The following is a 24,321-nucleotide window of genomic DNA, read 5'->3' as shown; positions in this document are numbered from 1 at the left end:
TCAGGTAAGGAAAGAAGCAGTATGCCGACACCCAAGCTGCGCACCCGGGTGGGCAGCGCGCACGCCAGGCCCAAGCCCCGTACGGCGGCGGCCTGGACGGTCACCTACATCGTGTTCACCCTGCTGCTCGGGGGGACCGTGCCCACCCCGATGTACTCGATGTACGCGCAGCGGCTCGATCTGTCGCCGGTCACGGTCTCGGCCGTCTTCGCCGCCTTCGCGGTCGGCGCGCTGTCCTCCCTGGTGCTGTTCGGCTCGCTGTCCGACCAGATCGGCCGGCGGGCGACGATCGCCCCGGCGCTGTGCCTGGCCGTGTGCAGCTGTGTGACGTTCGCCCTCTCCCCCACGCTTCCCGGCATCATCGCCGGGCGCCTGCTGTGCGGCCTGTCGGTGGGCCTGGCCAACGGTGCCGCCACCGCCTACCTCGGTGAACTCCTCCAGGACCGCGGGCGGGCCGCGCTGACGTCGTCGGCCGCCAACATGCTGGGCCTGGGCGTGGGGGCACTGCTGTCCGGGGCGCTGGTGGAGTTCGTCCCCGCGCCGCTGACCGTCTCCTACCTGGTGCTGGGCGGTCTGCTGCTGCCCGGGTTCGCGCTGCTGCTGCTCCCCGAGACCGTGCGGCGGGAGGGCAGGGCGCGTTTCCGGCCGCAGCGGCTGGGGGTTCCGGCGGAGATGCGGTCGGTGTTCACCGCCATGGCCGTCGCGGTCTTCGGGGCCTTCGCCCTGCTGGGGCTGCTCGCCGCGCTGGCCGGCAAGTTCCTCACCGGCGGGCTGCACATCAACAGCCATCTGATGGTGGGCGTGGTCGCCTTCAGCGCGTTCGGCTCCGCGGGGCTCGCCCAGCTGCTGGGCGCCCGGCTGGCGCCCCGGGTGGGGTCCGTGCTCGGCATGGTGGCGGTCCCGGTCGGACTGGGGCTGTTCGTGGCCGCGTTGCCGGCGGCCTCCCTCGCCCTGTTCCTGGCGGGGTCGGTGATCGGCGGTGCGGGCAGCGGCCTCGCCTTCCGCGCGGGCCTGGCCATGGTGTCCCACCAGGCCCCTCCCGACCGGGTGGGCCAGGTCGTCTCCAGCTACTTCGCCGCCGCGTACCTGGGCCTGACCCTGCCGGTCCTCGGCATCGGCGTGATGGTCACGGAGCTGCCGATGCTCACCGCGGCCGTGGTCTTCGCGATCATCATCAGCCTGCTCGCCGCGCTCAGCATCACGGTCACCGTCGCGACCCGGACCAGGGCGGTGGCCTGACGGAGCCCCGAGCGGAAGTACGGCGGCGTTCCGTCCTCGGCTCGGCCGCCGCCTCGCCCTTGGGCGCCGGTGTGTCACCTCGACGCCGGGCTTCCACGAGATCCGGCGGAACCGGGAAGCCGGCCCGGCCTTCGATTAGTGCAAGTAATGTGCAACAGCAAGTAGCCACGTTTGACCGGAATCCGGCAACAAGCTGCCGCCCACGACGATCGCACCGCACTCGGCACGCACAGTGGGATCGGCCGGTGCACAGATCCCAGGGAGGGCGGCGCATGACCGACACGACATCCGTCACCGCGGCCGCCGAGGCGGCGACGCCCGGCGAGACCGACGCGGGGCTGCTCTCGCCGGTGCGGGCCGGCACCCCCGTCGAGCGGGTGGTCGGCGACCGGGCCTGGGTGCAGGCGATGCTGGACGCGGAGGCGGCGCTCGCCCGGGCCCAGGCGAGCCTCGGCGTGGTGCCGGCCGGCGCCGCGGCCGCGATCACCGACACCGCGCGGGCGGAGCTGCTGGACCCGCGTGCCCTCGCCCTCGCGGCGCGCGAGACCGCCAACCCGGTGGTGGGCCTGGTCGCCGCCTTCACCCGCGAGGTCGCCGCCAGGGACCCGCAGGCCGCCGAGTACGTCCACCGCGGCTCGACCAGCCAGGACATCCTCGACACCGCGTGCATGCTGGTGGCGCGCCGGGCCCTCGGTCCGATGCGCGCGGACCTGCGGCGCGCGGCCACGGCGCTCGCCCGCCTCGCGCTGCACCACCGCGCCACCCCGATGGCCGGGCGCACCCTCGCGCTGCACGCGGTGCCCACGACCTTCGGCCTGAAGGCCGCCGGCTGGCGGCAGTTGCTGCTGGACGCCGACGAACGCCTGCGGCGGCTGGTGGAGGACGGCGGCCTGCCGGTGTCGCTCGGCGGCGCGGCGGGCACCCTGGCCGGATACCTGGAGTACGCGCGGCTCGACACCGCCGAGGCGGACGCGCGCCCGGGAACCCGGGCCTACGCCGATGAGCTGACCGACGCCTTCGCGCGGGAGACCGGACTGGCCCGGCCGGCGCTGCCCTGGCACGCCCTGCGCACCCCCCTCGCGGACCTCGGCGCGGCGCTGTCGTTCACCGCGGCGGCCCTGGGCAAACTCGCCGTCGACGTGCAGACCCTCGCCCGGACCGAGATCGCCGAGGTCGAGGAGGCGCCGGTGGCGGGCCGCGGCGCCTCCTCCGCCATGCCGCACAAGCACAATCCGGTCCTCGCCACGCTGCTGCGGTCCGCGGCCCTGCAGGTCCCGCCGATGGCGCTGGGGCTGACGCAGAGTCTGCTGTCGGAGGACGAGCGCTCCGCGGGCGCCTGGCACGCCGAATGGGAGCTGCTGCGCGAGTGCCTGCGGCTGACCGCCGGTGCCACGCACACCGCCGTCGAACTGGCCGAGGGCCTGCGCGTCAAGCCGGAACGGATGCTGCACAACCTCGGCCTGACCGGCAGCCGGATCGTCTCGGAGCGCGTCGCGGCGGTCCTCGCGCCCCACCTCGGCAAGGCCGAGGCCAAGCGGGTGCTGACCGACGCCTCGCGGCTGGCCGGTGAACGGGGCTGTCCGCTCGCCACGGCCCTGATGACGTTCCCGCAGGTCGCCGACCACCTGGACGGCGCGGCCCTGACCGCGCTCACCGACCCGACCGCCTACACCGGCGCGGCCGCCGTCCTGGTGGACCGCGCGCTGGAGACCGGCCCGGCGGCCGCACGGTAGGACGCGACGCGACCTGCCGCACCGGCCGTGCGATACGCCCCGCGCCCCTCGCCCCCATCCCCCACGACCACCGACCATCCGTCCGGTTGAACACAGGGAGCCCCTCATGCCCTCCGTACGCGTCTCGGGACCGAACCGCCGCGCCTCGCACACCTCGCGCGCTCCACAGGGCGCGGTGTGCAAAGAGGAGTCGGGACCGCTCAACCCCGCCCTGCTGCGTACCTTCGTCGAGGTCTACCGCACCGGATCCTTCGGAAAGGCCGCCCACCGGCTGCATATCTCGCAGCCCGCCGTCACCCAGCAGATCCGCATGCTCGAAGAGCGGGTGGGGGTGCCGCTGTTCGTCCGGCACGCCACCGGATCGAGGCCTACCCCGGCCGCGGAGTCCCTCGCCCGCGACGCCGAGGGCGCGGTCGACGCCCTCGACTTCGTCTTACAACGCTACTTCGGCACCGACGGCCCGGCCCGTCCCCTGCGGCTGGGCGCCCCCAGCGACCTGATCAGCGACCGGATCCTGCCGGCGCTCGCCGACATGCTCCGCGACAGCGTGCAGCTGCACACCACCCTGGCGCTCTCCGACGCCCTGCTGTCCCAACTGGCCGCGGGAGAGCTGGACATCGTCATCGCCCGGGTGCGTCCCCGTCTGAAGGGGATCACCGCACTGCCGTTGTACGACGAGGAGTGCAGCCTGGTCGCCTCCCCCGAGACGGCGCGCGACCTGGCGCCGATCCTCACCGCCGGCGAAGCGCCGCACGTGCTGTCCGCCTACCCCCTGGTCGCCTTCGCCGAGTCCGTGCCGCTCATCGACCACTACTGGTGGTCGGTCTTCCACGCGCCGCGGTCCACCGCACCCGACGTGGTGGTGCCCGACCACCGGGCGGTGCTCTCCGCCGTCCGGGCGTCGGTCGGCATCACCGTGGTCCCGACGTACCTGTGCGCCGACGACTTCGCCCGCGGCACGCTCGTCCCCCTCCTGAAACCCGAGATCCCGCCGATCACCACCACGTACCTGGCCACCCGCGAAGGGGACGTCTCCCGTCCGCAGGTCTCCGCCGCGCACAACAAGCTGATCGCCTGCGGCCGCACCTGGAGCTGACCTCACGGCGCGGTCAGCCGCCAGTCGAGGGCGCGCCGGAAGTAGACCAGCGGCTCCCCCGGTCCGACGTCGCAACCGGCGACGTTCCCGACCAGGATGGCGTGGTCGCCGTGCTCGACGACCTTGGCCCGTACGCACCGCAGATACACCAGCGCGCCCTCCAGGCGGGGCACCGGTCCGTCCCACGACCAGTCCTGCCCGGCGAACTTGTGCTCGCTCCGGCCCGCGAACACCGAGGCGATCTCGCCCTGCCCCGAGTGCAGCAGGTGGACCGCGAACTCCTGCGCGGCCAGGAGCGAGGCGTAGGAGCGGGCCCGCTGGTCGACGGCGAGCATGACCGACGGCGGGGCGGCGCTGTACGAGCACAGCGAGGACACCAGCAGTCCGCACGGTGCGCCCGAGCGGTCGGCGGCGGTGACCGCGGCGACGCCGGACGCGAGGCTGCTCATCGCGTCGAGAAACGTCTCGGGTGCCACTGCGGACATCTGGGAATCAAGCATTTGCCACCACGCATTCCGTCGGCGGGAGAACCCTGCGGCGCCATTGCAGGCGCCGGAGGAAAAGGGCGACCGCATCGGGGCGCGTGCACCGAAAGGCACATGCACCGAAAGGCGTCCTCGGCGGCCGCCGTTGCCGGGCGAGGTGTTTCCTCACCCGGCAACGGCGGGCCGTACGCGAAACGGTGCCCGGCTGCCTCAGCGGGTCATCGCTCGCGGGGCTTGAACAGCGGGGCCACCTTCTCGGCGAAGAGACGCAAGCTCCGCTCGGCGTCGCGGTACTCCGTGTAGCCCGAGTTGACCTGGATGCTGATGCACAGGTCGTCGCCGTAGCTCGCCCGGGAGGCGTCGAGCTGCCCGATCACGTCGTCCGGATTTCCGGCCAGGATCTTGCCCGCGCTCAGGGCCTTGCCGAAGTCGTACTCGCGCGCCTTGTCGACGAGCTTGTCGTACCCCTTGTACTGGTCCGAGCTGGTCCGCAGCCATCCCGCGGCCGCCTCGGACATCAGCTCGACGTGGTTGTTCTCCATCTCCTCGCCGCGCCGCAGCGCCTCGTCGCGGTCCTCGGAGAGGTAGCAGTTGTACTTGAGCTGGATACGGGCCGCGCCCTTGGCGTGGCCGGCCTCCACCCACGCCTTGCGGTAGGCGGCGAGCATCTCCACCACCGTCTCGTGGCTGACGATCGTCGGCACCACCTGCAGGTGGTAGCCCGCCTTGCCGGCGGCGGCGCAGGACTCGGGGCTCGACGCGGAGGCGACGAACACCGGCGGGCCCGACTGCTGCACCGGGCGGGGCGAGAGCGTCACCGGCCCGAAGGAGTGGAACTCGCCCTCGAAGACGACGTCCTCCTCGCTCCACAGCCGGCGGCAGGCCTCGATGCCCTCGCTGAACCGGCGGCGGCTCTCGTCGATCGACACGCCCAGCCACTCGAACTCCTGGGGCAGCCAGGCACGGCCGAAGCCGACGTCCAGGCGCCCGTCGGAGATGTTGTCCAGCATCGCCAGCTTGCTCGCGAGCTGCAGCGGGTGGGTGAAGGCGGGAATGACGGCGCCGCTGGCGACCCGGATGGTCTTGGTGCGCGCGGCGATCGCGGAGAGCAGGGTCACCGGGTCGGGGCTGTACCCGCCGTACGGTGTGCCGTAGTGCTCCACCGTCTGCACATGCTCGAACCCGTACTCCTCCGCGATCTGACTCAACGCGATGGCCTCGCGATAGAACTGCGACGCGGGCTTGTGATCGGGCGTGAAAACCGGGAAAAAGTTCAGACCGAAGTCCACGGAACTCTCCTGAGGAAAAGGGTGCGCCGGCATGGGCAAGGGGTGATGCGACGAGGCGTCCATGGCGTATCCCCCGCGCGGCGACTCAAGAGTGATCACACATCGCCGCGGCACTCGCCGCACATACCTCCGGTGCATTCGACGGCATTCGGAGTCGATGTTCGGATGGCGTAACTGTGGCAACCGGCCGTCAGAGCCGTCAAATAAGGTGGGCTATCGGCTTGATAACCGATCTGATCTCCCGGCTGAATTGCGCCAATCGAGCTGGTGGGAGAGGTGAGTTGATAGCGTCGCAGCGCCCCGTGGCGCCGGGTGTGGGAATGCCGGCGCCGGCCACCACACTCACCCCGGAGCCGCTGCCATGAGCACTGTGATCCTTCCCTGCGCGCCGAGCCGGCCGGAGAGCGGGCTCGACCCGGATCTCGCGGCGCTGCTCACCCAGGCGGGGCTGGACCCCTCAGGGGTCGCGGACCTCGCACGCCGGGCCGTCGAGGAGGACCTCGACGGCGGTGTGGACGTGACGACCTGCGCGACGATCGCCGAGGACGCCGTCTGCTCGGGCGACTTCACCGCACGCGAGGCCGGCGTGGTCGCGGGGCTCCGGGTCGCGGAGGCCGTGCTGTCGGTGGTGTGCGCCGAGGCGTTCACCGTCGAGCGGCACGCCGAGGACGGCGACCGGGTCGAGGCGGGCCAGGCGCTGCTGAGCGTCGCCACCCGCACCCGCGCTCTGCTCACCGCCGAGCGCAGCGCGCTGAACCTGCTGTGCCGGCTGTCCGGGATCGCCACCGCGACCCGCCGCTGGGCCGACGTCCTGGAAGGCACCGGGGCGAGGGTCCGCGACACCCGCAAGACCACCGCGGGCCTGCGCGCGCTGGAGAAGTACGCGGTGCGGTGCGGCGGCGGCGTCAACCACCGCATGTCGCTGTCCGACGCGGCCCTGGTCAAGGACAACCACGTCATCGCGGCCGGCGGGGTCGCCCAGGCGTTCTCCGCCGTGCGCCGGGAGTTCCCCGACCTGGCCATCGAGGTCGAGGTGGACACCCTGCCCCAGGTGCACGAAGTGCTGGACGCGGGCGCCGACCTGATCCTGCTGGACAACTTCACCCCCGCCCGCACCGCCGAGGCCGTCGCCCTCGTCGCGGGCCGCGCCCTGCTGGAGTCCTCCGGCCGCCTCACCCTGGACACCGCCCGCGCCTACGCCGAGACCGGCGTCGACTTCCTCTCGGTGGGCGCCCTCACCCACTCCGTACCGGCCCTCGACATCGGACTGGACCTGAGGGCGCGGCACTGACCGGGCGGCGTCCGGCCGCGGCACCTCGCGGGAGGCGCGGTCCGGCGCCCGCCTCCCGCTCCGTCGGCCAGGGGGTGTCTCTCCGATCTCCGCAGGCCCACGGAGTTCGGAGAGACACCCCTTAGGCAGCAAGCTGCCACCGCCGCGCCCCGAGGCTGCAGGAAGGTGCCAGGGCCGCACGCGGCGCGAACTACGCGCGCAGCATGGGCTCGCACCGGATGCCCCGGCGAGCGGAGTCCGGGCAAGGGATGGCGTGCCGTCCGTGCCCCGGGCCCCTGACGGAGGAGCGATGGAACCACTGTCACCTTCTGCGCACCAGGACACCTTCCCCCGCGACAGCCTGCCACCGCGCGAGGAGTGGCCCGAGCTCGTCTTCGACCTGCCGGAACTGCGCTACCCGCAACGGCTCAACTGCGCCGTGGAGCTGCTCGACGCCACCATCGCCCGGTTCGGCGACGGGCCGCCCGCCCTGCGCGACGATGCCGGCCGGGTCTGGTCGTACGGGCAACTCAGGGAGCGCGTCGACAGGATCGCCCGGGTGCTGGCCGAGGACTACGGCCTGGTGCCGGGCAACCGGGTGCTGCTGCACGGCCCCAACTCGCCCTGGATGGCCGCCTGCTGGCTCGCCGTCCTGAAGGCCGGCGGGGTGGTGGTGACGACCATGGCGCTGCTGCGGGCCAAGGAGCTGCACGCCGTGGCGACCAAGGCCCGCGTCGGCCTCGCGCTGTGCGACGCGCACTTCACCGGCGAGCTGGAGCGGGCCGGCCTGCCGGGGCTGCACATCGTCGCGTACGGGCATGCCGGCTGCGAGCTGAGCCGGCGGGCGGCGGACCGGGCCGGCGGGTTCACCGCGGTGGACACCGCCGCCGACGACGTGGCCCTGATCGCCTTCACCTCGGGCACCAGCGGGCAGCCCAAGGCGACGATGCACTTCCACCGCGATGTGCTCGCCATCGCCGACACCTTCTCCGCGCACGTCCTGCGGCCCCGGCCCGACGACCTCTTCGCCGGCAGCCCGCCGCTCGCCTTCACCTTCGGCCTCGGCGGCCTGCTGGTCTTCCCGCTGCGGGCCGGCGCATCGGCGCTGCTGCTGCCGGCGGCCTCCCCCGGGGAGCTGTTCAGCGCGGTGGGCCGGCACAAGGTCACCGTGCTGCTCACCGCGCCCACCGCCTACCGCACGGCGCTGCGGCGGATCGAGACCTACGACCTGCGGTCGCTGCGGCGGTGCGTCTCGGCCGGGGAAGCGCTGCCCGCGGACACCTGGCACGCCTTCGAGCGGGCCACCGGCCGGCGGATCATCGAGGGCATCGGCTCCACGGAGCTGCTGCACGTCTTCATCTCGGCCGCCGACGACGCCATCCGGCCCGGCGCGACCGGCAAGCCGGTGCCCGGGTTCCGCGCCCGTGTGGTCGACGAGGAGGGCGCCCCGCTCCCGGACGGTGCGCCGGGGCGGCTGGCCGTGCAGGGGCCGACCGGGTGCCGCTATCTCAGCGACGACCGGCAGCGGGCGCAGGTGCAAAACGGCTGGAACATCACCGGCGACATCTACGTCCGCGACACCGACGGCTACTTCCACTACCAGGCCCGCGCCGACGACATGATCGTCACCGCCGGATACAACGTCGCCGCCCCCGAGGTGGAGCAGGCGATGATCCGCCACCCGGCCGTCATGGACTGCGGGGTGGTCGGCGTGCCCGATCCGGAACGCGGCCAGGTCGTCAAGGGCTTCGTCGTCCTCGCGCCCGGCTTCGAAGCGGGCGAGCAACTCGCCCGGGACATCAAGGATTTCGTCAAGGCCGAGATCGCACCGTACAAGTACCCGCGGCTGGTGGAGTTCGTCGCCGCGCTCCCCTTCGGCGACACCGGAAAGCTGCAGCGCCATGTGCTGCGGGCCGCTCTCGCGGCGGACCGCGCATGAGCGACCGGCGGCGTCGTCGTCTCGTCCGGGGCCCCGGCCGACCGGCCGTCTCCTTCTTCCAGGCAGGTGAGTTCTGATGTCGCTGACGGAGACCGTCGGCGCCCCTCCGACCGCTCGGCGGGTGACGCAGTGGACCACTCCCGCCGGGGTGAGCGTGCACCGCTCGGTGACCCCGGCCGGCAGCGCCCGGCTCGTGCGGGCCCGGCTGGAGAGCGCGCTCGACCGGCGGCGCGGCATGCTGCGGTTCCGCGGCGACGAGGTCGTCGTCGGCTACGCCGATCCCCCGGTCGAGGTGAGTGTGCGCGGCGACCGGGTGACCGTCCGCGCGCTCAACTCCCGTGGCCGGGTGCTGATCCCCGCGCTGCGCGGCGCGCTGGACGCGGTCCTGACCGGGCTGTCGGCCGGGGACGACGAGGTGTCGGGACGGGTCCCCGGGCGCACCGGGATCTTCGCGGAGGAGGACCGCACCTCGCACGCCGGTGTCTTCCACGCGGTGCGCGCGCTGCTGCGGGCCATGGCGGCGCCCGAGGACCGGCTGCTGGGGCTGCACGGCGCCTTCGGCTACGACCTGCTGTTCCAGGTGGACCCCGTCGAACTGCACCAGCGGCGCGATCCGGACGACCGCGACCTGGTGTTGCACCTGCCGGACGAGATCTACGAGCTCGACCTGCGCCGCGACGAGGCGGTGCGGCACGCCTACGAGTTCACCGTCGGCCGGGCGCGCACCGAAGGGCTGCCGCGCACCACCGACGCCGTGGAGTTCACCCCCGGCGCCCCCGGCCGGCTGCGCGACCACGCGCCCGGCGAGTACGCCGGGGTGGTGACCCGGGCCAAGGAACTCTTCCGCTCGGGCGACCTGTTCGAGGTGGTCCCCGGCCAGGTCTTCCGCCGCCCCTGCGCACAGCCGCCCTCCGTGCTCTTCCGGCGGCTGCGGGAGAGCAACCCGGCTCCGCACAGCCTGCTGGCCAACCTCGGGGAGCGGGAGTACCTGATCGGCGCCTCGCCCGAGATGTTCGTACGGGTGCGGCACGAGGCCGGTGCGGCCGGCGCCGGCGACCACCTGGTGGTGGAGTCCTCGCCGATCAGCGGGACCGTCCGGCGGGGCCGCGACGCCATGGAGGACGCCGAGCACATCCGCCGGCTGCTCAACTCCGCCAAGGAGGAATCCGAGCTGACCATGTGCACGGACGTGGACCGCAACGACAAGGCCCGCGTCTGCGTGCCCGGTTCCGTGCAGGTCACCGCCCGGCGGCGGATCGAGAAGTACGCCACGCTCATCCACACCGTGGACCGGGTGCGCGGGGTGCTCGCGCCGGGGCGCGACGCCCTCGACGGCTTCCTCGCCCACCTGTGGGCGGTGACCGTCACCGGGGCGCCCAAGCTGGCGGCGGTGGAGTTCATCGAGCGCGAGGAGCGCTCACCGCGCCGCTGGTACGCGGGGGCGGTGGGGTGCCTCGCCTTCGACGGGGACCTGGACACGGTGCTGGCCCTGCGCACCATCCAGGTGCGCGACGGCGTGGCGACGGTGCGGGCCGGGGCGACGCTGCTGTACGACTCCTCGCCGGCGGCGGAGGAGGCCGAGACCGAGCTCAAGGCCGAGGCGCTGCTGCGGGTGCTCGACGGACCGGTGCCGGCCGCCGGGCCGCCGAGCGCGGGCCGGGACCGGCCGGGCGAGGGCCTGCGCATCCTGATGGTCGACCACCGCGACTCGTTCGCCCACTGCCTCGCCGACTACCTGCGCCAGACCGGTGCGCGGGTGACGACCTACCGGACCCCCGGCCATCTGCCGATGCTGGCGCGGGAACGGCCCGACCTGCTGGTGCTCTCGCCGGGACCGGGCCGACCCGCGGACTTCGGGCTGGGCGCGACGCTCACCGAGGCCGAGCGGCTGGACCTGCCGGTCTTCGGGGTGTGCCTGGGCCTGCAGGGACTCGTCGAGCACTTCGGCGGCACGCTGGGCGTGCTGGACCGGCCGGTGCACGGCAAGCCGTCCCGGGTCAGGGTGACCGCCGAGGACAGCCGCCTGCTGGCCGGACTGCCCCGGGAGTTCGAGGTGGGGCGCTACCACTCGCTGTACGCCACCGCGGCGCGGCTTCCCGCGCAGCTGCGGGTGACCGCCGAGACCGCGGACGGCGTGGTCATGGCCGTCGAGCACCGTCAAAGGCCGCTGGCCGCCGTCCAGTTCCACCCCGAGTCGATCATGACCGCCGGCCGACGGATCGGCCACCTGGTGGTCGAGGGCGCCGTGACCTCCCTGGTCCGCCACCGTGCGGGCGCCGGTGCGAGGGGACGGCGGCCGTGAAACGGCGGAGCGCAGCGGCCCACCACACATCCACGAGGAGAACTCCCATGGCCGTTCGGCCGCTTCGGATCGGCATCGTCGGCGCCGGACCACGAGGGCTGTCGGTGCTGGAGCGGCTGTGCGCCAACGAGCGCGCGGCGCCCGCGCACCCGGCTGTCGTCGTCCACCTCGTCGACCCGTTCCGGCCCGGCGCGGGCCAGATCTGGCGCACCTCGCAGTCCCGGCATCTGCTGATGAACACCGTCGCCTCGCAGATCACCGTGTACACCGACGCCGGCGTGAGCATGGCGGGCCCGGTCGAACCCGGTCCGGGCCTGTACGACTGGGCCCGTTCGCTGTCCCTGATGGGGCCGCTGGAGCAGTCGTTCGGCGGCTTCGACGACGAGACCCTCGCCGAGGCCCGGGACCTGGGGCCGGACGCCTACCCCACCCGCGCCTTCTACGGCCGCTACCTGGAGGACGCCTACCGCCGGATCGTGGCCGGGGCGCCGGACCATGTCACCGTGTGCGTCCACCGGACCCGGGCGGTCGCACTCGACGACGAGGGCGGCACACGGGCCGGTGCGCAGCTGCTGACGCTGGCGGACGGCACCCGGCTGTCCGGGCTCGACGCCGTCGTGCTCGCACAGGGGCACGTCCCCGCCCTGGCCACCCGCGAGGAGGAGCGACTGACCGCCGCGGCACGGGAGTCGGGCCTGCGCCACATACCGCCGGCCAACCCCGCCGACGTGGACATCACCCAGATCCGGCCCGGTGAGACCGTGCTGCTGCGCGGCCTGGGACTCACCTTCTTCGACTACCTGGCGCTGTTCACCGTCGGCCGCGGAGGCTCCTTCGAGCGGACCGGTCGCGGGCTGGTCTACCACCCCTCGGGGCACGAGCCGCGGCTGTACGCCGGCTCGCGGCGCGGCGTGCCGTACCACGCGCGCGGCGAGAACGAGAAGGGCGCACACGGCCGGCACCGTCCGCTGCTGCTGACCCCGGACGTGATCGACGGGCTGCGCCGGCGCGCCGAGCGGGGTGAGCGGGTGCGGTTCCGCACCGAACTGTGGCCGCTGATCGCCATGGAGGTCGAGTGCGTCTACTACGGCACCTGGCTGACCGCGCACGGCCGCGGCGCGGAGCGCGAGCGCTTCACCGAGCGGTACCCGGCCGCCACCGACGCCGCGTCCCGGCGGCGCCTGCTGGACGCCTACGCCGTCCCCGATGCCGAGCGGTGGGACTGGGAGCGCATCGCCGCGCCGTACGGCGGACGGCCGTTCGCCGACCGGGAGGAGTTCCGCCGCCGGCTGCTGGAGCATCTGCGGCGCGATGCGCGCGAGGCCCGGGCCGGCAACGTCGGCGGACCGCTCAAGGCCGCCCTGGACGTGCTGCGCGATCTGCGCAACGAGATCCGGCTCGTGGTCGACCACGGCGGCCTGGACGGCGCCTCCTACCGGGACGACCTCCAGGGCTGGTACACCCCGCTCAACGCGTTCTTGTCCATCGGCCCGCCCACCTCCCGCATCGAGGAGATGACCGCGCTGATGGAGGCGGGCGTGCTCGACGTCCTGGGGCCCGGGATGCGGGTGCGGCCGGACGCCGATCGCAGGGCGTTTCGCGCCCGCTCCTCGGTGCCCGGTCCCGAGATCGACGCGCGGGTGCTGATCGAGGCGCGCCTGCCGGACCCGGACCTGCGCCGCACCGGCGACCCCCTGCTGCGCCACCTGCTGCGGACCGGCCAGTGCGCCCCCTACCGCATCGCCTCCGACGACGGCACCGACCACGAGACCGGTGGCCTCGCGGTCACGGCCCGCCCCTACCGCCTGGTCGACGCCCGTGGACGGGCGCACCCGCGGCGGCTGGCCTACGGAGTCCCCACCGAGGCCGTCCACTGGGTCACCGCCGCCGGGATACGCCCCGGCGTGGACTCGGTGACCCTCGGCGACTCCGACGCCATGGCCCGCGCCGTCCTCGCCCTGCCCCCGGACCGCCGAGCCCGCCCCGGACATCGCGCACCGGGCGTCATGACCGCCACCGACCCCATCGAACCCGGCGCACCCGGCGCACCCGGCGCGGCGTTGGCGCTGCGCCGGGCCGTCGCGGACCTGGAGGGCCGTCCGCCGCTGGTGTTCCCCGACGAGTGCGACCGGCTCCGCGACCGACTCGCGGCGGTCGCCCGCGGCGAGGCGTTCACGCTGCTGGGCGGCGGCCGTGCGCCGACCGGCGAGGTGCTGACGACACTGCTGCGGATGGCCGTCGTGCTGTCCTACGCGGGCTCGGTCCCGGTGGTGAAGGTGGCCGGGACGGCCGGGGCCGAGGGGCCGAACGGTCTGCCGGATTCGTACGCCCCGGACGCGGAGCGGCTGCGGCGGACGTACCACGCCTCGGCGGCGGCGCTGAACCTGCTGCGCGGTCTCACCGCCGGCCTCCACACCGACCTGCGACGCACGCACCGCGCCCTCGAGGACTTCGCGGCACGCTCCCCCGCGCGGGTCCGCCATCGCCGTCTGACCCGGGACATCGGCGCGGCGATCCGCTTCATGGAGGCCGCCGGAGCCACCGGGGACGCGCCGGGCACCGCGGAGTTCTTCGCCGGCCATGCGGCGCACCCGACGGCGTACGAGTCCGCGCTGACCCGGGTCGACGAGCGCGGTGGGCGGGCGTACGCCCTGTCGGGCCATCTGCTGTGGATCGGCGAGGGCCCCCGGGGGCCGGACGACGCGCGGGTGGAGTTCGCCGCGGGCATCGGCAATCCGCTGGGGGTCGTCCTCGGCCCCGCCGCGACGGCCGACGAGGCGCTCGCGATGATCGACCGCCTCGACCCCGAACACGTCCCGGGGCGGCTGACGTTCCTCATCCGGATGGGCGCGGCGGCGGTGCGGGACCGGCTGCCCGAGCTGGTGGCGAAGGTCGCCGCGAGCGGCGCCCCGGTGGGCTGGGTGTGCGACCCGATGCACGGCGGCACCGGCGGCGCCCCGAGCGGAGCCGGTACGCGCCGCCTCGCCGACGTCCTGGACGAGGTCGGCGGCTTCTTCGAGGTCCACCGGGCACTGGGCACCCATCCGGGCGGCGTCCGGCTGGAGTTGTCCGGAGCCCCGGGGCCGAACGCCGGCGATCCGCTCCTGAGCCCGGACCAGGCTCTCGAACTCGCCTTCGCGATCGCCGAGCTGTACGGAGGCCGGTGACCTTCCTGAGCGTCGGCCGGGGTGCGCGACGGGGCGCGCGAGGACCGAACGCCGGTTGCACGCACCGTAGTTGCGCACCGCAGTTGCTTCATCACCTGAATGGTTAAACTCAAGCAATGAACTTACCGGCTTCACCGCTGACCCTGGAGGTCATCGACCTCATCGGCACGATGGTGTCCCGCTTCCACGACGAGTACGAAGCGGCCGCGGCCGACCACCAGCTCACCGGCGCCCAGGCCCGCCTGCTGGCGCTGCTCTCCCACGGGCCGCTGCCGATGCGCCGGATCGCCGAGCAGCTCAAGTGCGAACCGTCCAACGTGACCGGCCTCGTCGACCGTCTCGAAGCCCGCACTCTGGTGCAGCGCCGCCCCGACCCCGCCGACCGCCGCGTCAAGCTGGTCGCCGCCACCGACGCGGGCCGCCGCACCGCCGACCGCCTGCGCTCCTCACTGGACTTCGCCCGCGAGCCGCTGGCCGCGCTGGAGGACCAGGAGCGCGCGACCCTGCGGAATCTGCTGCGCCGGATACTGGCCTGAGCGAACGCGCGCGGAGCCGGGTGGCCCGGGGCGACCCGGCTCCGCACACACATCAGCCTCAGGCCTTGCGGGCGGCGATGATGCCGTAGCCGATCTGCGGCAGGTCCCCGAAGCGCTCGATGATGTCGGCGGCCTCGGTGAGCTGTTCGCTGAACGCGTCGTCGAACGTCTCCTTGGCCTGCCGGATGGCAGCCGCGGCCAGCGTGTGGCTGCGCCGTACGTTCTCGCCGATGTCCAGTACCTCGACGACCTCCAGGCCGGCCTTCTCCATGTGGGCGACGTACTCGTCGGCGTCGCCGATCGGCGGGATCTGGAACAGCCTGCGGTTGGCCGCCACGATCTCGGTCCCCCGGGCGTCGAGTTCGCCCTCCTGGTACGGGTTCGCCGTCACCAGCATGCCGCCGGGGCGCAGCACCCGCGTCGCCTCGGCGATGGCCTTGGCGCGGTCGGACATGTGCAGGAAGGACTCGATGGCGTAGACGCGGTCGAAGTGGCCGTCGTCGAAGGGCAGGTCCATGCCGTCGGCCTGCCGGAAGGCCACCTGGCCGCTGCCGTCGCCGACTTCGGGCCGGGCGGCGGCCACTTCCGCCTGCTGGGCGCTGATGGTGACACCGGTGACGTGCACCTCGCGCCCGCCCGCGATATGGACGGCGGGCTTGCCGCTGCCGCAGCCGATGTCCAGCACCCGCAGACCCGGTGAGAGCGCGAGCCGGTCGGCGACCATGTCGGTCAGCGTGTCGGTGGCCTCGGCGACCGTGGCGTCGTCGTCATCGCTGCGCCAGTAGCCCAGATGAATATTTCCCCCCATCACTTCGGAGAGAAGATCGGTCGACTGGTCGTACATGCTGCCCACGTCCGCCGCGGTGGGTATTTGCTGTTCGGCCATCCCTGATATGCCTTTCCCTCATTCCCCGGCCGGTGCGCCCGCACCGCCGGACGGACGCTACAAAGCGCCAAGTCCGTTTGTCAATGGATCACTTCACCCGCCACCGGCAGCTTTCCCCGCCTTATTCACTGCATTTACCTGCCATTTGGACCGGGTGTTTTGTTTTTCTCGGCAAAACGCCGATCGCACCGCCCGCCAGCCCTGATAGCAGAAGTTATCAGCCTCATCGGGCGAGTTATTGGACAGTACAGCAGGCGTCGGGTGTACTGATTAACACGTGATCACATCAGGGACTCTGCAGAGTGGCAGGCCCTGCGAGCGAGCCGGGCCCGCCATCGAGCAGGGCCGGTGAGGACTGGCAATTGACGGGTCAGCGGGCGCTTGCGCGACCGGCGTGAGCGGGTTCACATCACGAGGGCTCGGCCCCAATATCTCTGTCCAGCGAAATCCTGGTTCGCGACATGTCACCTGACATTCGCCCGCCGTCGGCCTTTGGGGGAGTTTCATGCGCACCGCTCGAGTTTTCCCGCAGGACAGCACCAGCGTGGAGAACGATCCCATCGCGGTCGTCGGCCTGGCCTGTCGATTTCCCGGCGCGCCGAACCCGGATGCCTACTGGAAGCTGCTGAGCAACGGCACCGACGCCGTATCAGAATCTCGTCCCGACCGGCCGACCGGTAACCGCGCGGGCGGCTTCCTGGACCAGGTCGACCAGTTCGATCCCGAATTCTTCGACATCTCGCCCCGTGAAGCGGCCGCCATGGATCCGCAGCAGCGGCTGGCCCTCGAATTGAGCTGGGAGGCGTTCGAGGACGCCGGGATCGTCGCCGCGGACCTGAAAGGCCGCAGGGTCGGCGTGTTCGTGGGGGCCATGTGGGACGACTACGCCACCGTGCTGCACCGGCGCGGCGAGGGCGCGGCCACCCAGCACAGCATGACCGGTCTGCATCGCAGCATCATCGCCAACCGGGTGTCGTACACCTTCGATCTGCGCGGGCCGAGCATGGTGCTGGACACCGGGCAGTCGTCCTCGCTGGTCGCGGTGCACACGGCCTGCGAGAGCCTGCGCCGGGGCGAGGCCGCGCTCGCGCTGGCGGGCGGGGTGAGCCTCAACCTCGCGCCGGAGAGCACCCTTTACTCCGAGAAGTTCGGCGGACTGTCCCCGGACGGCCGCTGCTTCACCTTCGACGCCCGCGCCAACGGCTATGTCCGCGGCGAGGGCGCCGGACTCGTCGTGCTCAAACCCCTCTCCCGGGCCCTCGCCGACAACGACCGCGTCCACTGCGTGATCGAGGGCACCGCGATGAACAACGACGGTGCGAGCGAGGGACTCACCGTCCCCAGTTCCCGGGCGCAGGAGGAGGTGCTGCGCGAGGCGTACCGCAAGGCCGGCGCCGACCCGTCCGAGGTGCAGTACGTGGAGCTGCACGGCACCGGGACGAAGAAGGGCGACCCGCTGGAGTCCGCCGCGCTCGGCGCCGTGTTCGGTGCGGACCGTGGCGAGGGCGCACCGCTGCTCGTCGGGTCGGTGAAGACCAACATCGGGCACCTGGAAGCCGCCGCCGGTGTCGCCGGACTCATCAAGACCGCACTGAGCATCGGGCACCGGGAGATCCCGCCGAGCCTCAACTTCCGTACCCCCAACCCGCAGATCCCCTTCGACGAGTGGAAGCTGCGGGTGCAGACGGACCTGAGCGGGTGGCCGCGCGGCGAGGCCCCGCTGCTGGCGGGCGTCAGCTCGTTCGGCATGGGCGGCACCAACTGCCATGTGGTGCTGTCGGACGCCCACACCAGGGCCGCGGACGCCGAGACCGGCCACGACGAGGCACCCGCCGGCCGTCCCGCCCAGGCCCCGGCGCTGCTGCCGTGGGTGCTCTCGGGGCGGTCCGCGGCCGCGGTGCGCGCCCAGGCGGAGCGGCTGCGCGACCATGTCACCGCCCACCCCGAACTGGACCCGGCGGACATCGCCTTCTCCCTGGCGACCCACCGCACCGCGTTCGAGGAACGCGCCGTCGTCCTGGGCGGCGAGCGCGGCGACCACCTCGGCGGCCTGGAGGCCCTCGTACGCGACGCGCCCGCGCCGAACCTGGTGCGCGGCACCACCCGCGGCGGGGGCCGGACGGCGTTCCTGTTCACCGGGCAGGGCAGCCAGCGCCCCGGGATGGGACGCCGGCTGCACGCGGCGGTTCCGGCGTTCGCCGACGCGCTGGACGAGGTGTGCGCCCAGCTGGACACCGAACTGCCGCACCGGCTCCAGGACCTGATCTTCGCCGAGCCCGGCACCGACGAGGCGGCCCTGCTGGACGAGACGCGGTTCACCCAGGCCGCGCTGTTCGCGGTGGAGGTCGCGCTGTTCCGCCTGATCCGGCGGTGCGGGCTGCGCCCGGACTTCCTCCTCGGCCACTCCATCGGCGAGCTGACCGCCGCCCATGTCTCCGGGGTGCTGTCCCTCGCCGACGCCTGCACCCTGGTCGCGGCCCGGGGACGGCTGATGCAGCAGGCCACCGCGGGCGGCACGATGTTCGCGCTCCAGGCCGACGAGCGGGAGGTCCGCGCCGCGCTGGCCGACCGCGACCGGCTGGTCTCGATCGCCGCCCTCAACGGTCCGCTGACCACCGTGATCTCCGGCGACCGGGAGGCGGCCGAGGCCGTCGCCGCCGGGTTCGCGGCCGACGGCCGCAAGACCAAGCGGCTGCGCGTCAGCCATGCCTTCCACTCGCCGCACATGGACGGCGTACTGGACGAGTTCCGGGAGGTGGCCCGGCAGTTGAGCTACGGCGCCCCCGAGATCCCGCTGGTCTCCAACGTCACCGGACGGCTCGCCACCGCGGACGAACTCGGCTCACCGGACTACTGGACGCGGCACATCCGGTCGGCCGTGCGCTACCACGACGGTGTCCGCCTGCTGCGGTCCGAAGGCGTCACGGGCTATCTGGAGCTCGGCCCCGGCGGCCTGACCGCGATGACCCGGGAGAGCCTGGCCGCGGACGGCGGGCGGCCCGGCGCCGCGGTCGTCCCCCTGCTGCGCGACGGCCAGTTGGAGGACCGCACCGTGGCCGCCGCGCTCGCCGAGGCGTTCGTGCGCGGGGCGGCGGTGGACTTCGCACCGCTCACCGGGTCCTTCGGGGCGCGGGTCGAGCTGCCGACGTACGCCTTCCAGCGGCGGTCCTACTGGGTCGGCGGGACGGACCGGGCGGACGAGGCGGACACCGCGCGGCCCGCGGACGCCACGGCCGGTGCCGAGCCCGCTCCGGCGCCCGAGCGGCACGAGCCGGTCGGTGCCGGCTCCGAGGCGGATGTGGCGGAGCTGGTGCGGGCGAGTGTGGCGACGGTGCTCGGGCACCTGTCGTCCGACACCGTCGACACCGGCAGGACGTTCAAGGAGCTGGGCTTCGACTCGCTCACCGCGGTCGAGTTCCGGGACCGGGTGGCCGAGGCGACCGGCCTGGCGCAGCTGCCCCCCACTCTGATCTACAACTACCCGACGCCGGTCGAACTGGTGCGCTATCTGCGGGCCGAGCTGTCGGGCGAGAAGCCGGCCGCGGAGGACCGGCGGCCGGCGGCGACCGCCCTCGACGAGCCGATCGCCATCGTGGGCATGGGCTGCCGCTTCCCCGGCGGGGTGCGCTCGCCGGAGGACCTGTGGCGGCTCGTGGCCGACGGCGCGGACGCCGTCTCCGCGTTCCCCACCGACCGCGGCTGGCCCGCCGACGAGCTCCGCGACCCGGAGAACCCGGACGTCCGGTACACGCGGGAGGGCGGGTTCCTCTACGACGCGGCCGCCTTCGACGCGGGCTTCTTCGGGATCAGCCCGCGCGAGGCGCTCGCCATGGACCCGCAGCAGCGGCTGGTGCTGGAGACGGCCTGGGAGGCGCTGGAGCGGGCGGGCATCGACCCCACCGCGCTGCGGGGCAGCCAGGTCGGGGTGTTCGCCGGCGCGACCGCGCAGGACTACGGCCCCAGGCTGGGCGAGCCGGCACAGGGCGCGCAGGGCTATCTGCTGACCGGCAACACCGCCAGCGTCATCTCCGGCCGGGTGGCCTACACCCTCGGCCTGGAGGGCCCGGCGGTCACCGTGGACACGGCCTGCTCGTCGTCGCTGGCGGCGCTGCACATGGCGAGCCGGTCCCTCCAGCAGGGCGAGTGCACGATGGCGCTGGCCGGCGGGGTGACGGTGATGGCGACACCGGGCATGTTCGTGGAGTTCGCCCAGCAGCGCGGTCTGGCGCCCGACGGCCGCTGCAAGCCGTTCGCGGCCGCCGCCGACGGCACCGGCTGGAGCGAGGGCGTGGGCATGGTCGTGCTGGAGCGGCTGTCGGACGCCCGCCGCCACGGCCACCGGGTGCTCGCGCTGGTGCGCGGCTCGGCGGTCAACCAGGACGGCGCCAGCAACGGCCTCACGGCGCCGAACGGACCGTCGCAGGAGCGGGTGATCCGCCAGGCACTGGCCAACGCCCGGGTGTCCGCGCGGGACGTCGACGCGGTGGAGGCGCACGGCACGGGCACGAAGCTGGGCGATCCGATCGAGGCGCAGGCGCTGGTGGCCACGTACGGCCGGGACCGGGGCGGCGACCGGCCGCTGTGGCTGGGATCGGTGAAGTCGAACATCGGGCACACCCAGGCGGCCGCCGGCGTGGCCGCGGTGATCAAGATGGTGATGGCGCTGCGGCACGGCCGGCTGCCCGCCAGCCTGCACATCGACCGGCCGACCCCGCATGTGGACTGGTCCGCGGGCTCGGTGGCACTGCTGACCGACGGCGTGCCCTGGCCGGCGGGCGAGCGGGTGCGCCGGGCGGGCGTCTCCTCGTTCGGCATCAGCGGCACCAACGTCCACGCCATCCTGGAGGAGGCGCCCGCCGAGGCCGAGCCGGCGGCCGGGCCCGGCGAGCGGGCCGCCGCACCGGCGGGCCCGGTGGCCTGGCCGCTGTCGGCGAAGACCCCGCAGGCGCTGCGCGGCCAGGCCGCCGGTCTGCGGACGCATCTCGACGGCCACGACGGCCTCGCCGCCGCCGACGTGGGCTACTCCCTGGCGACCACCCGGGCCGCGTTCGACCACCGCGCCGTGCTGATCGGCGACGACCGGGACCAACTGGCCGCCGCCCTGGACACGCTGGCGCAGGACGCCCCGTCGGAGACGGTGGTCCGCGGCCTCGCCGTGCACGGCGCGGAGCGGGTGTTCGTCTTCCCGGGCCAGGGCGCGCAGTGGGCCCAGATGGCGGTGGAACTCCTGGACTCCTCACCGGTGTTCCGCGCCCGGATGGAGGAGTGTGCGGCGGCCCTCGACGCGGTCGTGGACTGGTCCCTGCTGGACGTACTCCGCGGTGCCCCCGGTGCGCCGGGCCTGGAGCGGGTCGACGTCGTGCAGCCGGTGCTGTTCGCGATGATGGTGTCGCTGGCGCGGCTGTGGGAGTCCTACGGTGTGCGGCCGACCGCGGTGATCGGGCACAGCCAGGGCGAGATCGCCGCGGCCTGCGTCGCGGGCGGGCTGACACTGGCGGACGCCGCGCGGATCGTGGCGCTGCGCAGCCGGGCGCTGACCGCGATCTCCGGCCGCGGCGGGATGGTGTCGGTGTCGCTGTCGGCCGAGCGGGTACGTCGACTGCCCTGCTGGGACGAGCGGCTCGACCTCGCCGTGGTCAACGGACCCTCGTCGGTGGTGGTCTCCGGGGAGCCGGCCGCGCTGGAGGAGCTGCTGGCGGTGTGCGCCGCCCGCGAGATCCGCGCCAAGCAGATCCCGGTGAGCTACGCGGCGCACTCCGCGCAGGTCGAGGCCATTCGCGAGCGGCTGCTGGACGCGCTGCGCGAGGTCGAACCCCGCTCGGGCGAGGTCCCCTTCTACTCGACGGTGACCGGGGAACTGCTCGACACCCGCACGCTCGACGCCGAGTACTGGTACCGCAACCTGCGCGAACCGGTCCAGTTCGAGCGGGCCATGGGCACGGTCCTCAAGAAGGGCCACACGCTGCTGGTCGAGGTCAGCCCGCACCCGGTGCTCGGCGTCGGCGCCCAGGAGGCCATCGACACACTCGGCGGGTCCGGCGCGGTCGTGGGCTCCCTGCGCCGCGACGACGGCGGCCCCCGGCGTTTCCTGACCTCGCTCGCGCAGGCCTATGTGCTCGGCGCCCCGGTGGACTGGACGGCCGTCTTCGCCGGGTTCGGCGCGGCGCGGACGGAGCTGCCCACCTACTCCTTCCAGCACCAGCGGTACTGGCTGGCGCCACCCGAGCCCGCGGCCGCCGTGGCGCGGGGCGACGCGGCACAGGCACGGTTCTGGGAGGTGGTGGAGCGCGGCGACGCCGAAGGGCTGGCCGCCGAGGTCGGCCTCCAGGACCCGGACGCCCTGCGGGCGCTGTTGCCGGCACTGTCCGCATGGCACCGGCAGCAGGGCGAGCGCGCCCTGGTCGACTCCTGGCGCTACCAGGTCACCTGGCAGCCCCTGCCGCAGGTCCCGGTGAGCGCGCCGACCGGCCGGTGGCTGGTGCTGCTGCGCGAGGGCGCCGAGCGGCGGCAGCCCGTCGCGGCCGCCGTGGACGCCCTGGGCCGGAGCGGCGCGCAGGTGGTGGCGGTGGCGGTGCGGCCCGGCATCGGGCGGAGCGAACTCGTCGAACGGCTGCGCGCCGCGGCCGGCGAGGGGCCGCAGCCGGCCGGAGTGCTGTCGCTGCTGGCGCCGTCCGCGCCCGCCGGGCCGGTGCTCCCCTCGGAGACCGAGCAGTGGGCCGACGCCCTGACGCTGGTCCAGGCGCTCGGCGACGCCGAGATCCCGGCACGGCTGTGGTGGGTGACCCAGGGCGCGGTGGCCGTGGGCGCCGGCGACACGGTGACCTCGCCCGCCCAGGCGCAGGTGTGGGGTCTTGGCCGGGTCGCCGCCGTGGAGTTCCCCGAGCGCTGGGGCGGACTGGTCGATCTGCCGGCGGAGGCGGGCGGCGACGTCATCGGGCGGCTGCCGGCCGTGCTGGCCGGTCCGTGGGCCGCACAGGGCGAGAACCAGGTGGCGCTGCGCGCGGCGGGGGTGTTCGCCCGCAGGCTGGTGCGCGCACCGCGGCCGGAGAGCGCCCCCGGGCGGCGCTGGGAGCCGCGCGGCACCGCGCTGGTCACCGGCGGCACGGGCGCGCTCGGCGCGCACGCCGCGCGCTGGCTGGCCGAACAGGGCGCCGAGCACCTCGTGCTGGTCAGCCGCAGCGGGCCGAAGGCGGCGGGCGCCGATGCGCTCAAGGAGCGGCTGACCGCCCTCGGCGCCCGGGTCACCGTCCTGGCCTGCGACGTCGGCGACCGTGCCGCGCTGGCCCGGCTGCTGGCCGACCTGGAGGCGGACGGCAGCCCGGTGCGCACCGTCGTCCACACGGCGGGGCTGATCGAGAACACCCCGCTCGACCTGCTGACCCCGCAGCGCTTCGCGGAGCTGATCCGGGCGAAGGCCGACGCCGCGCTGCATCTGCACGAGCTCACCCGCGAGCAGGACCTGGACGCGTTCGTGCTCTTCTCCTCCGTCTCCGGGATGTGGGGCAGCGCGGGCAACGGCGGATACGCGGCGGCGAACGCCTACCAGGACGCCCTCGCGGAGTACCGCAGGTCGCAGGGCCTGCCGGCCACTTCGGTGATCTGGGGGCCGTGGGCCGGCGACGGGATGATGGCCCGCGACGGCATGGACGAGACGGTGGTCCGCCACGGCATCCGGTTGCTGGACCCGGACCGCGCGATCGAGGCGCTGCGGCAGTGCCTCGACGGCAGCGCCGCGGCGCCGGTCGTCGCCGACGTGGACTGGGCGGCGTTCTTCCCGGCGTTCACCGCGAAGAGCCCGAGCCGGCTCTTCGCCGAGGTGCCCGAAGTGCGGCGGACGGTCGAGGAGTCGGCCACACCGCAGCCGGACGGCGCCGATGCCGAAGCCGCCGGGACCTGGGCGACGCGGCTCGCGGAGCTGACGCCGGCGCGGCGCCGGGAGACCGCCTCCCGGCTCGTGCGCGCACAGGTGGCGGCCGTACTGGGCTACGCCGACGCGGACGCGGTCGGCGACCGTGCGGCGTTCAAGGACCTGGGCGTCGACTCGGTGATCGCGGTGGAGCTGCGCAACCGGCTCCAGGCCGACACCGGGCTGCGGCTGCCGGTCACCGTGATCTTCGACCATCCCACGCCGGAGAAGCTGGTGGATTTCCTGCTGACCACGGCGATCGGGGACGACGAGACACCCGACGCGGGCGCCGCGGAACCGATCAGCGAGAAGGAACAGCAACGCAAGAAGGAACTGCTTGACGCGGAAGCGCGGATCAACGAGATGGACGCCGACGACTTGGTGCGGCTCATGCTCGGCGAAGAGTAGCAACGCATCGAAGAGAACTCCGTTCCAAGGAAACCGATCTGTGAGGGACCATGGCCACGTCGCCG

At 73.7% G+C, this 24,321-nt stretch carries 11 protein-coding genes and 2 pseudogenes; 10 read left to right on the top strand and 3 right to left on the bottom strand.

What is annotated here, in order from left to right; genetic code table 11:
• Nucleotides 1-21: 21 nt before the first annotated feature.
• The 3 genes from WAB15_RS30595 (at nt 22) to WAB15_RS30585 (ending at nt 4,068) form a co-directional block, all read left to right on the top strand.
• A complete protein-coding gene (locus WAB15_RS30595) occupies nt 22-1,239 on the top strand; it encodes an MFS transporter (RefSeq protein WP_407288182.1) in 1,218 nt (405 codons plus the stop codon).
• A gap of 272 nt (nt 1,240-1,511) precedes the next feature.
• Entirely contained in the window at nt 1,512-2,972 is a 1,461-nt protein-coding gene (locus tag WAB15_RS30590) for a lyase family protein (protein WP_399146123.1), read from the top strand.
• Nucleotides 2,973-3,078: 106 nt separating this feature from the next.
• A complete protein-coding gene (locus tag WAB15_RS30585; RefSeq protein WP_399146122.1) occupies nt 3,079-4,068 on the top strand; it encodes a LysR family transcriptional regulator in 990 nt (329 codons plus the stop codon).
• A gap of 2 nt (nt 4,069-4,070) precedes the next feature.
• Here WAB15_RS30585 and WAB15_RS30580 read toward each other — a convergent pair whose 3' ends face one another.
• Nucleotides 4,071-4,553: a flavin reductase family protein gene (locus tag WAB15_RS30580; RefSeq protein ID WP_399146121.1), complete on the bottom strand. Its 483-nt coding sequence runs from the start codon at nt 4,551-4,553 to the stop codon at nt 4,071-4,073.
• A gap of 218 nt (nt 4,554-4,771) precedes the next feature.
• Complete coding sequence (locus WAB15_RS30575; protein WP_399146120.1) at nt 4,772-5,842, bottom strand: LLM class flavin-dependent oxidoreductase; 1,071 nt, start codon at nt 5,840-5,842, stop codon at nt 4,772-4,774.
• A gap of 397 nt (nt 5,843-6,239) precedes the next feature.
• Between WAB15_RS30575 and nadC the strand changes: the two are divergent.
• From nadC to WAB15_RS30545, 6 genes and pseudogenes are all read left to right on the top strand, one after another.
• Nucleotides 6,240-7,133: pseudogene (gene nadC / locus WAB15_RS30570) on the top strand (carboxylating nicotinate-nucleotide diphosphorylase); the annotation flags it as partial.
• 289 nt (nt 7,134-7,422) lie between these two features.
• On the top strand, nt 7,423-9,051 hold the full coding sequence (locus WAB15_RS30565; RefSeq protein WP_407288181.1) for an AMP-binding protein: 1,629 nt from the start codon (nt 7,423-7,425) through the stop codon (nt 9,049-9,051).
• Between the two features lie 76 nt (nt 9,052-9,127).
• Complete coding sequence (locus tag WAB15_RS30560; protein ID WP_407288180.1) at nt 9,128-11,353, top strand: anthranilate synthase component I; 2,226 nt, start codon at nt 9,128-9,130, stop codon at nt 11,351-11,353.
• A 47-nt stretch (nt 11,354-11,400) separates the two neighbouring features.
• Nucleotides 11,401-13,338, top strand: a pseudogene (locus tag WAB15_RS30555) (FAD/NAD(P)-binding protein); the annotation flags it as partial.
• A 21-nt stretch (nt 13,339-13,359) separates the two neighbouring features.
• Entirely contained in the window at nt 13,360-14,520 is a 1,161-nt protein-coding gene (locus WAB15_RS30550; protein WP_407289326.1) for a 3-deoxy-7-phosphoheptulonate synthase, read from the top strand.
• Nucleotides 14,521-14,636: 116 nt separating this feature from the next.
• Entirely contained in the window at nt 14,637-15,056 is a 420-nt protein-coding gene (locus WAB15_RS30545; protein ID WP_407288179.1) for a MarR family winged helix-turn-helix transcriptional regulator, read from the top strand.
• Nucleotides 15,057-15,114: 58 nt separating this feature from the next.
• Here WAB15_RS30545 and WAB15_RS30540 read toward each other — a convergent pair whose 3' ends face one another.
• Nucleotides 15,115-15,942 (bottom strand): methyltransferase domain-containing protein, encoded by an 828-nt coding sequence (locus tag WAB15_RS30540; RefSeq protein WP_399146116.1) that lies wholly within the window; start codon nt 15,940-15,942, stop codon nt 15,115-15,117.
• Nucleotides 15,943-16,447: 505 nt separating this feature from the next.
• Between WAB15_RS30540 and WAB15_RS30535 the strand changes: the two genes are divergently transcribed.
• A complete protein-coding gene (locus tag WAB15_RS30535; RefSeq protein WP_407288178.1) occupies nt 16,448-24,256 on the top strand; it encodes a type I polyketide synthase in 7,809 nt (2,602 codons plus the stop codon).
• The last annotated feature ends 65 nt before the right edge of the window (nt 24,257-24,321 follow it).

The organism is Streptomyces sirii (genome assembly GCF_045690365.1).
GTDB lineage: Bacteria > Actinomycetota > Actinomycetes > Streptomycetales > Streptomycetaceae > Streptomyces > Streptomyces sirii.
This window is presented reverse-complemented; position numbering and strand designations above follow the sequence as displayed.